Annotated in this window: 15 protein-coding genes; 9 read left to right on the top strand and 6 right to left on the bottom strand. The window is 55.7% G+C overall.

Annotated features, from left to right (window positions below; translation table 11 throughout):
- Positions 1-89: 89 nt before the first annotated feature.
- The 5 genes from HK24_RS11385 to HK24_RS11365 all read right to left on the bottom strand — a co-directional run bounded on the left by HK24_RS11385 (position 90) and on the right by HK24_RS11365 (position 4,306).
- On the bottom strand, positions 90-1,304 hold the full coding sequence (locus HK24_RS11385) for an HAD-IIIA family hydrolase (RefSeq protein WP_233126247.1): 1,215 nt from the start codon (positions 1,302-1,304) through the stop codon (positions 90-92).
- A 135-nt stretch (positions 1,305-1,439) separates the two neighbouring features.
- Entirely contained in the window at positions 1,440-2,351 is a 912-nt protein-coding gene (locus HK24_RS11380; protein ID WP_086634563.1) for a GDP-mannose 4,6-dehydratase, read from the bottom strand.
- Positions 2,352-2,360: 9 nt separating this feature from the next.
- Complete coding sequence (gene gmd / locus HK24_RS11375) at positions 2,361-3,344, bottom strand: GDP-mannose 4,6-dehydratase (protein ID WP_086634562.1); 984 nt, start codon at positions 3,342-3,344, stop codon at positions 2,361-2,363.
- Between the two features lie 214 nt (positions 3,345-3,558).
- A complete protein-coding gene (locus HK24_RS11370; RefSeq protein WP_086634599.1) occupies positions 3,559-3,975 on the bottom strand; it encodes a hypothetical protein in 417 nt (138 codons plus the stop codon).
- Positions 3,976-4,081: 106 nt separating this feature from the next.
- Positions 4,082-4,306: a hypothetical protein gene (locus tag HK24_RS11365; RefSeq protein WP_086634561.1), complete on the bottom strand. Its 225-nt coding sequence runs from the start codon at positions 4,304-4,306 to the stop codon at positions 4,082-4,084.
- A 52-nt stretch (positions 4,307-4,358) separates the two neighbouring features.
- Here HK24_RS11365 and HK24_RS13615 point away from each other — a divergent pair, with 52 nt between their 5' ends.
- The 6 genes from HK24_RS13615 to gshB all read left to right on the top strand — a co-directional run bounded on the left by HK24_RS13615 (position 4,359) and on the right by gshB (position 9,764).
- Positions 4,359-4,526, top strand: a complete 168-nt coding sequence (locus HK24_RS13615; protein WP_158093003.1) for a hypothetical protein — start codon at positions 4,359-4,361, stop codon at positions 4,524-4,526.
- 98 nt (positions 4,527-4,624) lie between these two features.
- Positions 4,625-6,832, top strand: a complete 2,208-nt coding sequence (gene uvrB / locus HK24_RS11355) for an excinuclease ABC subunit UvrB (protein WP_086634559.1) — start codon at positions 4,625-4,627, stop codon at positions 6,830-6,832.
- A 64-nt stretch (positions 6,833-6,896) separates the two neighbouring features.
- Positions 6,897-7,778, top strand: coding sequence for an aldose 1-epimerase (locus HK24_RS11350; protein ID WP_086634558.1), 882 nt, complete (start codon positions 6,897-6,899; stop codon positions 7,776-7,778).
- A complete protein-coding gene (gene greB, locus HK24_RS11345) occupies positions 7,778-8,278 on the top strand; it encodes a transcription elongation factor GreB (RefSeq protein ID WP_086634557.1) in 501 nt (166 codons plus the stop codon). Before HK24_RS11350 ends, greB begins: the two co-directional genes overlap by 1 nt.
- A gap of 11 nt (positions 8,279-8,289) precedes the next feature.
- Positions 8,290-8,703 (top strand): NUDIX domain-containing protein, encoded by a 414-nt coding sequence (locus tag HK24_RS11340; protein WP_086634598.1) that lies wholly within the window; start codon positions 8,290-8,292, stop codon positions 8,701-8,703.
- 83 nt (positions 8,704-8,786) lie between these two features.
- Positions 8,787-9,764 (top strand): glutathione synthase, encoded by a 978-nt coding sequence (gene gshB, locus HK24_RS11335; RefSeq protein ID WP_064273979.1) that lies wholly within the window; start codon positions 8,787-8,789, stop codon positions 9,762-9,764.
- Positions 9,765-9,800: 36 nt separating this feature from the next.
- Here the strand turns inward: gshB and HK24_RS11330 are convergent, their stop codons facing one another.
- Positions 9,801-10,007 (bottom strand): hypothetical protein, encoded by a 207-nt coding sequence (locus HK24_RS11330; RefSeq protein WP_086634556.1) that lies wholly within the window; start codon positions 10,005-10,007, stop codon positions 9,801-9,803.
- Positions 10,008-10,170: 163 nt separating this feature from the next.
- Here HK24_RS11330 and HK24_RS11325 point away from each other — a divergent pair, with 163 nt between their 5' ends.
- The 3 genes from HK24_RS11325 to HK24_RS11315 all read left to right on the top strand — a co-directional run bounded on the left by HK24_RS11325 (position 10,171) and on the right by HK24_RS11315 (position 13,054).
- Positions 10,171-10,851 (top strand): class I SAM-dependent methyltransferase, encoded by a 681-nt coding sequence (locus HK24_RS11325; protein WP_046899684.1) that lies wholly within the window; start codon positions 10,171-10,173, stop codon positions 10,849-10,851.
- Positions 10,852-10,934: 83 nt separating this feature from the next.
- Positions 10,935-12,110: a cbb3-type cytochrome c oxidase subunit I gene (locus tag HK24_RS11320; protein WP_086634555.1), complete on the top strand. Its 1,176-nt coding sequence runs from the start codon at positions 10,935-10,937 to the stop codon at positions 12,108-12,110.
- A complete protein-coding gene (locus tag HK24_RS11315; RefSeq protein ID WP_086634554.1) occupies positions 12,107-13,054 on the top strand; it encodes a heme o synthase in 948 nt (315 codons plus the stop codon). Before HK24_RS11320 ends, HK24_RS11315 begins: the two co-directional genes overlap by 4 nt.
- Positions 13,055-13,114: the final 60 nt, after the last annotated feature.

Below are 13,114 nucleotides of genomic sequence, written 5' to 3'. Positions count from 1 at the left end.
ATTTCAGAAACTTCGTCCTGTCAGACCACATACGATAAACGCGAAAAATTTGCGTAAACAGGTACCCGACGGAGCCTGAAAACCCTGATTTACTGGAATGCGCTCATTTGAGAAGCCAGTTCGGAAAGAAGCAGCGGACCAACACGAACGCCTTTGATTCCAGCGGCTTCGGCAGCCTGGATGTCCGAAATCTGGTCTCCAAACATAACGCAACGCGCGGGGTCTAACTCCCACCGGCTTGATAAGTCGAGTATCATACCTGGCGCCGGCTTGCGGTTCGGGCTTTGGCCACGATACCGGTCCACCACAGCTTCCGGATGCATGGGGCAGTATCGCCAGTCATCGATCGTTCCGCCATGTTCGCGAATTGTGTCGATCATCCAGCTCATAAGCTGTTCGAGGTGGTCCTCAGTATAAAACCCGCGGGCAATTCCGGATTGGTTTGTCACGATGAAAACGTGATGGCCGCTGTCAGTAATCTTCGCGATGGTCTTCAGCACATCCGGCTCCCACTCGAAGCGGTCGCGTGTTCCAACCCACCCATGATCGTAATTGATCACGCCATCACGATCAAGAAATACCGCTGGACGGAGGAGTGTGGTCGAGAGGTGCCTCTTCGCTTTGGCGCGGTCTTCTGGTCGCCGCACATCCCAGACATCTCCGGGAAGCGACAAACCTTTCAGGACCCCGTGCTTAACAAGGGCGGGTAGGACGTCCTGCTCTAGCGAGCATGCTGCCGTCAGATACTGGAATATGGAGTGGTCGAACAGAAAGATACCGCTCTTTTCAGGGGCGGCGGGATAACTGTGCTGTGTTGTTAAAAGAGACGGGGCGACCTTTTCGTCGTCTTCCCCCGGGCAAGCCAAACTCTCTTGATCGTCGCTGTCGTCCGCACGCAGCAATGCCCAGTTTCCTTGTCCGGCATGCGTAAGAAACCGTGCCAGATTGCCTGAAAAGAGAACCTCTCCGTCACAAAAGAGGAAGCATTCCTGAAGGTGCTGACGCGCATGATGGAGCATGCCGCCACTGCCAGCCTGATGAGGTGCTGTTAAAAGAGTAATGTTTGCCGGTTTCGGAAGGCGTGAGCGGATCAACTCAACAGCAGTTTCGAAGTGCAGCACGGACTGCTCTGTCGCCAGCAGTACGAAATCTTCTATTCCAAAACGCTGCATTTCGCGCATGAGCCATGCCAGAAACGGTCTATCTCCACACTGCATGAGAGCGTGTGGAGGTGTATCTGTTTCACCGTGTGGTTCTGTGGGTTCGAGCAGGAAGACACATTGTCGGACAGGAAAATGGCTCACAGTTGGTGTCCGCTTATGCTCGACCGCAGATAAGGAGGTACAAATAGTTCAAGCACGGGTTTTTCTGACGTCTGCTTTAGGAACGGTGTATGACTGAAATCACTGTTCTGCAGCAGCTGTGATTGTAGAACATGACTATTCATTTCCAACACGTTCTAAGCAATCTGTGTAAATATCACTCAACGTTTGCTCCCACGGGATACGAGGCGCCCATGAGAGAAGCTGTCTGGCTAAGGCCCCATCACCGCGGGCGACTGGCGTGTCTGAAGGGCGCAGACGGTTTGGGTCCGTTAGAATGTCGGCCTTAACCCCGCTGAGGGCGATGAGGTCATCCAGAATGGAACGAATTGAGCGTGTCTGTCCGGAACAGAGGTTGAGGATTGTACCGCGTTCCAGAGCATTGTCGGGCATCAGGGCGTCAAGATAAGCATCACAGACATCCCGTACGTCCAGAAAATCACGTTGGGCTTCCAAGTTCCCTACGCGGATTTCTGGGGCCTGAAGCCCTTTGGCAATGCGGGCGATCTGTAAGGCGAAAGCCGGAACGACAAAGTCAGCTGACTGGTTCGGGCCAGTGTGATTGAACGGTCGCATCCGGATGACATTCAAGCCCTCCTTTGCCATAGCGCCCAGTGCCAGATCTGCGGCAGCCTTGGTGGCGGCATAGGTATTGCCAGGGGCAAGAGCTGCATCTTCTGCGACGGGAGTTCCGCGCTGGAAGGTGGAGCCATAGGCTTCCGCCGTTGACGCAAACAGAAGTCGGCCCTGCGGAGCATGACGCTGCATGCTTCGTGCAACATGGAGCGTACCCCGCAGGTTAACCTGCCAGGCATGATCGGGATCCTGCCTGGCGTTTCCTATGCTCGAGATGGCCGCCAGATGAATGCAGTGATCTGGTTTGCTGGTTGCTACAGCCGCATCGACGGCTTTTGCATCACGAACGTCCGGACTGGACGAAAGGATCTCGCTTTGCGGAAAGCGAGTCTTCAGTCGGTTTTTTAAATGCTGCCCGACAAAGCCCCGCTGGCCCGTAACAAGAATACGCATGAAGCGTCCTTAAATGGCCGTTCGGTTGCGATGGCGGGCCAGGTCAGCATCCACCATTTCGGCAACCATGCTTTCAAGGGTTGTCTCCGCTTCCCAGCCAAGAACGCGCTTGGCTTTGTCGGCATCTCCCAAGAGCACTTCTACCTCAGCGGGGCGCAGGAAAGCCGGGTTTGTGACCACATGGTCTTCGTAGTTCAGGCCAGCGTAAGAGAACGCGATGCGGCACAGGTCGCGAATGCTCGTCGTGCGACCGGTCGCGACGACATAGTCGTCTGGGGTGTCCTGCTGAAGCATGAGATGCATGGCGCGAACGTAATCGCGGGCATGGCCCCAGTCCCGTGTGGCGTCCAGGTTCCCAAGCGGAAGTTCTTTCGCAAGTCCCAACTTGATGCGCGCTACGCCGTCCGTAACTTTGCGGGTTACGAATTCAATGCCGCGAAGAGGGCTCTCATGGTTGAAGAGGATGCCCGACGACGCATGCATTCCGAAGCTTTCGCGATAATTCACCGTCATCCAGTGAGCGTAGAGCTTGGCAACTGCATAGGGAGAGCGGGGATAGAACGGGGTGTTTTCGTTCTGAACCGGCTGCTGGATCAGGCCATACATTTCAGATGAAGACGCCTGATAAAATCTGGCCTTGCTCTGAACAATGCGAGCTGCTTCCAAAACGTTGACAGCGCCAATGCCCGTCACGTTTCCCGTGAGGAGCGGTTGCTGCCATGACGCCGCAACAAAACTTTGGGCGGCTAGATTGTAAATCTCGTCTGGTCGGACGGTTTCCATGATGCGGATCAAGGAAGAAAGATCCGTCAGGTTCCCATCAACCAGCTCAACATCGTCGATAATTCCGAGCCAGCGAAGTCTTTCTCCGACAACATCGGCTGAGGCGGAGCGACGCAGAAGACCTACAACGCGGTAGCCCTTTTTAAGCAGAAGCTGACTGAGATATGCACCGTCCTGGCCGGTGATTCCTGTGATGAGCGCTGTAGTCATGGTTTTCCTGATCCCGGTTTCGGTCCCGATCCGCGACTGTCTTCCGGCCGCATGAGTTCGTGGTGGGTTAGCGCTTCAGCCTCAAGACGGTCAATGCGCGAGCGCACTCTGGTGTCTTCGGCAAAGGTGGCAATTTAATGGAAGCAAAAATGTATGCCCCCATTGAGGGGAGGAATGAAAGTTCTCCTCAAGCGCCGCAGCAGAATGAACAGGCTCAGAAAATCTCTTTGATCAGATCATTGCCGATGCTGAAGCCTGCACCAGCTTCTACGGACCGTGCAAAGCCTGAATTAAGGATATTCGAGAAAAATCCGTTATCCTGCGCTTGCCCAACAACCTGAACAGGGGGTTGGGCATCATATGGGGATTGGGCGGTCGCCACCGGCTGCTGGTTTGAAGCCGCATTTGTAAGCGCTGCGTGCAATTGCTGAAGCAGGTTGGTGACCTGTTGCTGTTCAGCCTGAAAAGAGAGCGCCAATTCCCGCAGGTCCAAAGACCACTCGCGGGCCTGCATGTCCCCGGTTTGAGCCGCGGTCTGCATCTTTGCTCCCAGCGCCTGGAGCGCCTGCGCAGACTGCTGGGCCTGCTGCTGAAGCTGATTATACGTCTGTTCGATCGTCTGGACGTCCATGATCGGTCTTCCTTCAGAAATATGCTGGTCTGCATAGCGCGGGAAAACGAGTTTCACTATCCATTTTTAGAAATGTTATGTCATGAATGATATTTCATCACTTGCCCTACTGAGAAAATGTGGCTGTGGCGGATGTCAGAATGCGGGACAGCAGGAGCTTGGCCGGTCGGGGCAGAGCAGTTGGTTTAGGCATCTTAAGTGCAATCGTCCTGCATGGTGCTATGGCGCAAGCCCAGCCTGCCAGCACGTTTGCGAGCATGCCGATATTGTCTGCAAAGGATTTGTCTTTTTCCGCCACATCACAGCCGGACGGTGTGAAAGGAGAGGTCATTCAGGTGCAGGGCCGTAAGTCGATAATGCGGCCTGCTGTGAAAGAACCATTGATGCGTCAGTTTCCGGATGGGCATACGGAGCGTGATGTTCAGGTCTGGCCAGGAGCTCGCGTTCATGTGCGGCTAGGTGCTGATATCGATCATGATCCTGTTACAGGTGCGAATTTAAAGGCTTTTGGGGAGGCTTACGAAAGTTCATCCCCTCTCGTGCGGCATTAGAGTGATAGCCGGTTGCAGGAATTCTTTGCGAAGAACGAAACGACAAGCCCGGTGAGACGCTCTTGTGATGTTCCCGTTTCTTTCCCATCTTGGACCCTATGGCCAAAAAACCTTCCGCGCTCCGCAATGCGACCGAAATGCCCCTGACGGCATTCATTCCCGAAAAGCAGCCCACCAAGGCAAAGACGCGGAAGTTTGTGGTCAAGGCTGACTATGAGCCCGCAGGGGATCAGCCCACCGCAATCGGGGAGCTTGTTCAGGGTGTAGAGGCTGGAGAGCGGGATCAGGTTCTGCTTGGTGTGACGGGGTCGGGCAAGACGTTCAGCATGGCCAAGGTCATTGAGCGGACACAGAAGCCTACCCTGATCCTTGCGCCAAACAAGACGCTGGCTGCTCAGCTTTACGGCGAGATGCGGCAGTTTTTTCCTGATAATGCCGTCGAATATTTTGTCTCGTACTACGACTACTATCAGCCTGAAGCCTACGTTCCACGGTCAGATACGTATATCGAGAAAGACAGCCAGATCAACGAACAGATCGACCGGATGCGCCATGCGGCAACGCAGGCTCTGCTGGAGCGAAATGACGTTATCATCGTTGCGTCCGTATCCTGCATTTACGGTATTGGTTCGGTTGAAACGTACTCGAAAATGGTCGTCCGGCTTGAGGTGGGCGGCGAGATTGATCGCGAGAAGCTCATCAAAGCCCTTGTCGAGCTTCAGTATCGTCGCAACGATGCGGCTTTTGAGCGCGGGACATTCCGTGTGCGTGGCGAACAGATCGACATTTTCCCCGTGCAGAATGAAGACCGCGCCTGGCGTGTCTCTCTGTTCGGAGATGAAATTGATCAGATCACCGAGTTTGATCCTCTGACGGGAAACAAAACGGCTGATCTGGCCGAGATCAGCGTTTACGCAAATTCGCATTATGTGACACCGCGACCAACGTTGAATCAGGCGATGATCGGGATCAAGAACGAGCTGCGGCAGCGGCTTGCGCAGTTTACTGAAGAAGGAAAATTGCTGGAGGCGGAGCGCCTGTCACAGCGGACGACGTTTGATCTGGAGATGATCGAAACGACGGGGGCGTGCAAAGGGATTGAGAACTACTCCCGTTACCTCTCAGGCCGTGGCCCCGGCGATCCGCCGCCGACACTGTTCGAATATCTACCGGAAGATGCACTTCTGATTGTAGATGAAAGCCACGTAACAGTGCCTCAGATCGGTGGAATGGAACGAGGGGACAGGGCACGGAAGTCCGTGCTGTCTGACTTTGGATTCAGGCTGCCTTCCTGCATTGATAATCGTCCGCTTGCCTTTGGTGAATGGAATGCTTTCCGGCCGCAAAGTATCTTCGTCTCGGCAACGCCTGGTCCGTGGGAAATGGAACAGACGGGAGGTGTGTTTGCCGAGCAGATCATTCGCCCAACAGGTCTGATTGATCCGGTGACGGATGTGAAGCCTGTGGAAGGGCAGGTCGATGATCTGCTGCACGAAGCGCGTGAGACGATTGCCAAGGGTGGACGCATTCTTGTCACAACGCTGACCAAGCGGATGGCGGAAGATCTGACGGATTATCTGGGCGAAGCGGGGATCAAAGTGCGTTATCTGCATTCTGATGTGGATACGCTGGAGCGGATCGAGATTATTCGTGATCTGCGTCTGGGTGCTTTTGATGTTCTGGTCGGGATCAACCTGCTGCGAGAGGGGCTCGACATTCCGGAATGTGCCCTCGTCGCCATTCTGGATGCAGACAAGGAAGGCTTCCTGCGATCCCGGACATCCTTGATCCAGACAATCGGCCGTGCAGCCCGTAACGTGGATGGTCGAGTTCTGCTGTATGCCGACAAGATGACGGACAGCCTCAAATTCGCGATTGAGGAAACCGCTCGGCGACGCGCAAGGCAGACTGAGTGGAACGACGCTCATGGGATTACGCCGATGACGGTGCGTTCCAAGATTGGTGATGCGCTGTCGTCTATCTTTGAGCAGGACTACGTCACTGTTGCGCCTGACGATGCTGGCGACACGGAAGAATTCGTTGGCAAGTCTCTTCCTGTTACGATTCAGGAGCTGGAAAAGCGGATGCGTGAAGCCGCCGCCAATCTGGACTTCGAGCAGGCTGCCCGGCTGCGTGACGAGGTGCGGCGTCTGGAGGCTATTGATATGGGGCTGGAGCCACCGCCGCTGGCAACGTCTACCGCCGGGCGGCCGGGGGGCGGGAAAAAGCCAAAAGGCCCAACGCCCCTCGGGCCGGGCGGCGGAGGCTATGACCCGAACAAGCGCAAACGTGGCGGGCGTCGCTGATCCGGCTATATGAGGGCCCCGGGTTGCCCATGACCGACCGCCATTATCAGGATTGCAGACTGTCATGATTGAACTGAGTTGCGGCAAGAGCCGGCTCACTCTTCTTCCCGAAACGGGAGGCTCTGTCGGCCTCTGGAAGCGGGATGGAAAAGATATTTTTCTACCAACCCCGAATGCAGCGTTGCGCGCGCTGAATGGAGTAGCAGTCGGTGCGTATCCTCTGATTCCGTATTCAAATCGTATTGCCAATGGGCGCTTTTCGTTCGGCGGCCAGAGTTATGATCTGGCTCCGAACATGGCGGATCATCCGCATACAATTCACGGTAACGCCTGGGAGCAGGCCTGGACTGTTGCTCATCAAGGGGAAAGCCATGCGGTACTGAGGCTCGATCACGTCCCGCAGGACAATGATCAAGCGTGGCCTTTCGCCTATCGTGCTGCTCTGTCTTACCAACTTACAGACGCAGGTTTGGACGTGCAGATTGCCATTGAAAATCGGGGTGAGGCGGAGCAGCCAGTCGGGTTTGGTTTTCATCCATTTCTCGCCGCAGATGAAAACGCAACGCTGTCATTTGATGCTGAAAAGGTCTGGCTGACGTCTCCGGATGGTTTGCCTGTGCAGGGTGCTCCCTGTGACGGGGAGTGGTCTTTTCATACGCCCAAGCCCGCTCATGATCGTTTTATCGATAACTGCTTTGCAGGTTTTGGCGGGCGGGTTGTTTTGAAGCGTCCGGACGATGGGCTGGCAGTGACGGTTGAGGCGGATCCAATCTTCAAGCATCTGGTCGTCTTTACCTCACCGGATAGCCCGTTTGTCGCTGTGGAACCCGTCACGAACATGACGGACGCCATTAATCAGACTGATGTTGTCGCCAGCGGGCTGCATCTTCTCAAACCAAAAACACGGATTGGTGGTCGGATGCGCTTTCGGGTTCAGGCGCTCTGATGTCTGAAAAAACACCACTCTCTCATTATCTTTCCCCGCGCGGTGCGGAGGTGATGCGAGCGGAACTCAAGGAGCTGGCGCAGAAAGAGCGTCCGCGCATTGTCGAAATCGTCTCCTGGGCCGCCGGCAATGGGGATCGATCTGAGAATGCCGATTATCAGTACGGCAAACGCCGATTGCGAGAGATCGACCGGCGTTTGCGGTTCCTGGGAAAAAGACTTGAAAATGCGGTCATCGTTGATCCAGCGGCGCAGACCACGCGGGATCGGGTCTTTTTTGGCGCGACCGTGACTTATGTCGATGAGGACGATGTCGAACACACCGTAACGATCCTCGGTGTGGACGAGTCGGACTTGGTGCGAGGGGAGGTCAGTCTCATTTCACCCATCGCACGTGCCCTGATGCGAACCCGTGTCGGAGATGTGGCCATGTTGCAGACCCCTCGTGGCCCTGTCGAAATCGAAATTCTCAAAATCACTTATCCTGAGTCACAGGGTTGAAAGAGGGCGTCGTGCAATCTGAGCCGCGTGTTGGATGTGGCGCTGCCATTCTCGTGGATGGAAAGCTTCTGCTGATTCGTCGCAAAAAGGCGCCCGAAGCCGGATACTGGGGACTGCCCGGCGGTAAAGTAGATCTGTTTGAGCCTGTTTCGCGTGCTGTCGAACGGGAAGTTGCGGAAGAGCTTGGCATTACGATCCACGCCCGGGACATGCTGTGTCTGGTCGAGCAGTCTGATCAGGACAGCGGTACGCATTGGATCGCCCCCGTTTATCTGGTGACGAAACTGACCGGAACGCCAACGCTCATGGAGCCTGAAAAGCATAGTGATTTTGGCTGGTTTCCTTTGGGTGAGCTTCCCTCTCCCCTGACCACACCGACAGTGCAGGCTATGGTCGCTTTGCGTAGCCGGGCCGACATCTTTTGAGAGCGAGCTGTGGGTGGCTTTGAAAAAGCTATTCTGGCCGCTACAGAATAAAATCCCATTTTTCCTTAGCCGGAGTTTCCGACATGTCCCGCTCACTCCGGGTCGCCGTACAGATGGACCCGTTAGAACAGGTCAACATCGATGGCGACTCCACTTTTGCCCTCATGCTTGAAGCGCAGGCGCGTGGACACGAGCTCTGGGTTTATCCTGTAACCACGCTCAGTCTGATTGAAGGTCAGGGCAAGGGCGGCCGCCTTCAGGCGCGCGCGCGCCGGGTTGAGGTTCGCCGTGTCCGTGGAGATCATGCGACGTTTGGTGAAGAAGAAATTCTTCCACTGGGCGAGACCGATGTGATCCTGATGCGGCAGGACCCGCCGTTTGACATGGGGTACATCACCGCGACCCATATGCTTGAACACGTTCATGGGGTGGGCGAGGGGCTGTCACTTGTCGTGAACGATCCAGTCGCCGTTCGGAATGCGCCTGAAAAGCTGCTTGTCACGCATTTCCCACACCTTATGCCGCCGACATTGGTTGCATGGGATAGCCGGGATATTCTGGCATTTCGCGAGCAGCACAAGGACATCATCGTCAAGCCGCTTTACGGCAATGGCGGCGCCGGAATTTTCCGTATCAAGCCGGATGATGAAAATCTGAAGGCTCTGCTGGAAATGCACTTCGCCCGCACCAACGAACCGTTGATGATTCAGCGCTATGAGCCCGCCGTGCGCCTTGGAGACAAGCGCATTATTCTTGTGGATGGTACGCCCATCGGTGCGATTAACCGCGTTCCAGCTACAGGGGAAGCGCGGTCAAACATGCATGTTGGCGGGCGCGCAGAACGGGTGGAACTGACGGAGCGCGATCGGGAGATCTGTGATTCGATCGGTCCGTATCTTCGAGATCACGGCTTGATTTTCGTTGGTATTGACGTGATCGGGGACTGGCTCACGGAGATTAATGTCACATCCCCGACCGGGCTCCAGGAGTTGGACCGGTTCGAGGGCATTAACAGTGCCGGGCTGGTTTGGGACGCGATTGAGCGGCGCTACCCGTCCTGAAGTGACGGAGCAAGAAAGACGTCTGAGCGGTACAGCTCAGGCGTCTTTTTTTTCTGTTTCAGCTGACGCCGCATCATAGCGGATGGGAAGCTGCAACTCGGGCGTAGGCTCGTCCTGCGGTTCCGGTGCCTTGTCCTTTACAAAACGGTTATCCCACCATTCCGTAATTTGTCCCCGAAAATGAAACACGTAGACACCACCCCATGTAACGAGGCAGAGCAGGATCAGCAGGAAATTCAGCATCCGGGACCTCCAAAACGGTGAAAAACGGGTAACTCGCCCGTCATCCGCAACGCGTGTCTTGCCAGATGCATGTCTGGAAGGGCAAGAAGGACCCAACTGAACGAAGTTTCCGGACAAGCTCTCCAGTCTTGATGGGGAGCGGACACAGAAGGTCGCATATATTATGTCTTCAACTCTCTCCCCGCGTTCTGCACTGGATGCGGAGGCCGTCAAGGCGGCCTATCGTCGATGGGCGCGAGTTTACGATACTGTTTTTGGTGGTATCTCCGGCTATGGACGCAAGAGGGCTGTTGAAGCCGTAAATGCTCTCCCAGGAGAGCGGGTTCTTGAAGTTGGCGTTGGGACAGGCCTCGCGCTGCCGTCATATTCTCCGGATAAACGCATTACCGGCATTGATCTGTCGGAAGACATGCTTGACCGTGCCCGCCAGCGCGTTCTTCAGGACCGTCTGACTAACGTCGACGATCTGCTGGAAATGGATGCGGAAGCCACGACTTTCGAAGACAACAGCTTTGATATTGCCGTTGCAATGTTCGTCGCGTCCGTCGTTCCACACCCCGACCGTCTTCTTGCCGAACTGAAGCGCGTTGTTCGTCCGGGTGGTCACATCCTGTTTGTGAACCACTTTCTTGCAACGGGTGGCCTGCGGCTGACGGTAGAGCGCGGCATGGCCCGTGCCTCGCGTTCCCTCGGCTGGCATCCGGACTTCGCAATCGAGTCTCTTCTGCCCCCAGAAGACCTAAAACGCGCGACTATGACGCCCGTTCCGCCTGCCGGGCTGTTTACACTCGTGACATTGCCGCAATGCGAGAGTAAAAGCGACGCCGCAGCCCTGGTCGCCTGATCGGCGTATGGCTCCGGTTAAGCCGGCGCCGAGTATTCCGACGCTCGCTGCGGTATTCCTTGGCAGGGACCGACTACGCGATCATGACTTATCAGGCCTTCGACTCTACCCCCGCTCTTTCCAATAGACGGATCGGCGCATCCTTTATTTTACTGGCACTGTTTGCTGGTCTTCTGGGTGGGTCGTTGGCTCTGCCATTCCTTCAGATTCATCCGACTGCCGGGCAGGCTTTCTGCCACGGCATTCTGATGGCTTTCTTTGTAATCTGCCCGGCTGCGCTCGGTGGATTCGGCCAGTGGCTACTTCCCGCTGAACTTGGGACAGACAGAACAACTCTTCCGGCTCTGACACTCACGGGCTTCTGTTTTCTGTCAGCCGGCGTTGTGTTTCTTCCAATCCAGCCAATTATTGCACTCGCGCTCTGGGCTGTCGGGGTTTTCGCTGTCGCTCTGGATGTAATCACGACTTTTCTTGAAGGACGTGTTCTTCAGTTCCGGAAGCTTTCCCCACTGGCGTGGTCCATGCTTGCCACGGCATCAGGTGTGACGATTGTTGCGCCTGTTCTTGGTGCAATCATGACACGGATGATGATCAACGGGGCTCCGGCCAATGCTGCTCATGAACTGGTCAGTCTGCTTCATCTTCCAGAAACATCCCTGATGCTGACGCCAGCTCTGGGGCTGGTCTGCTATCTGCTGTCGTCGAGCCGGAGTAAGCCGGGACTGGCTGACCGGCTGGCTCCCTATGCTTTTGGCGTGATGGCCGTCGTTGGTCCGCTCTTCTGGATGGACGGCCTCTTTGGTGGTGTGCCTGCGGCAGTGCAGGGAAGCCTCGTGGTGTTGACGCAGCTTGCACCGTCAGTCCTGCTGGTGACTGCGCTTTGCATTGACGTCTGGAAGCAGCGACAGGAACTGGACGGAACGACGCTTTGGGCGTTGGGCAGCGTGATCCTTTTCTCAGCGGGTTGGATTGCAGAGTTCATGCCGGGGCATGGAACAGATCATTCAGCCGCGGCATTTGGTGGCATCATGGCTCTCTGTGGTGGTTTCTATGCCTGGATGATGCGTGTGCTCCCAGATCATATTCCGTCTCCATTGAGCCGTATGCATGCAGGCCTGACCTTTGTGGGGGCTCTTTGCTCTCTGACGCCCGCGCTGATGGTGGTCGGAGAAGGTCTGATGGGCCTCAGCCTGCTGACATTCGGCATACTCGGACTTTTCCTGATCAAGGAGACCGGGCGCGCCCGGGCCAAAGCATGAGTGAAGCAACACCCCTAGCCCCCTCGGGGCTTTTTTCAGTTCTGGGCGATAATGGAGACTCGTCGCTCAAGGACTGGCTGGCTCTGCTGAAGCCACGGGTTATTTCCCTTGTTGTGTTTACGGGCGCGGCGGGCATGGCTGTGGCTCCCCAATGGCCATCCATTCCCATCGGTCTTATTACCATCCTGTGCATCTGTATCGGTGCTGGCGCCGCCGGTGCGATCAATATGTGGTACGATCGCGATATCGACGCAGTCATGCGCCGAACAAATGTACGCCCGATCCCTGATGGCAGAATGCCAGCGGATAGTGCGCTGGTTTATGGTATCGCGCTGTCCGTACTGTCGGTTGTCGTGCTGTGGCTTGCCACAAATGTGCTTGCCGCAGGTATTCTGGCGTTCTCGATCTTTTTCTACAGCGTTGTGTACACGATGTGGCTCAAGCGGAGTACGCCACAGAACATCGTGATTGGTGGTGCCGCAGGGGCGTTTCCTCCAATGATCGGCTGGGCAGCGACCATGAATTCCATGGCAATTCTGCCCGTTGCCATGTTCGCCATTGTGTTCCTCTGGACGCCACCGCACTTCTGGTCTTTGTCGCTCTACGCATGCAAGGATTACGACAAAGCGGGCATCCCGATGCTGCCGGTCGTCAAAGGCGCCCGTCACACACGCTGGCAGATCCTTCTTTACACATTTATCCTCACGGCCGTCTCACTGTGGCCATCTTTCGCGCATGAATGCGGAATGTTTTACACAGTGACGACAAGCCTGCTGGATCTGGGCTTCATCCTGTGTGCCGTGCGTGTGCTGATGGACCAGCAGGATGCAACGGGCGTGAGCCTGACAAAAGACAAGCCAGCGCGCTTTGCTTTTCGATACTCGCTGGCTTATCTGTTTTTTCTATTTTGTGGTCTTCTGGTGGATCGGGTTCTGCTGTCATGAAAACAACGATGCCTGATCTCGCAGCGAAACGGCGTCAGAGCCGTATCGTCGGAATTGCAG

The sequence above is a fragment of the Gluconobacter sp. DsW_058 genome, assembly GCF_002153615.1.
Taxonomy (GTDB): domain Bacteria; phylum Pseudomonadota; class Alphaproteobacteria; order Acetobacterales; family Acetobacteraceae; genus Gluconobacter; species Gluconobacter cerinus.
This window is presented reverse-complemented; position numbering and strand designations above follow the sequence as displayed.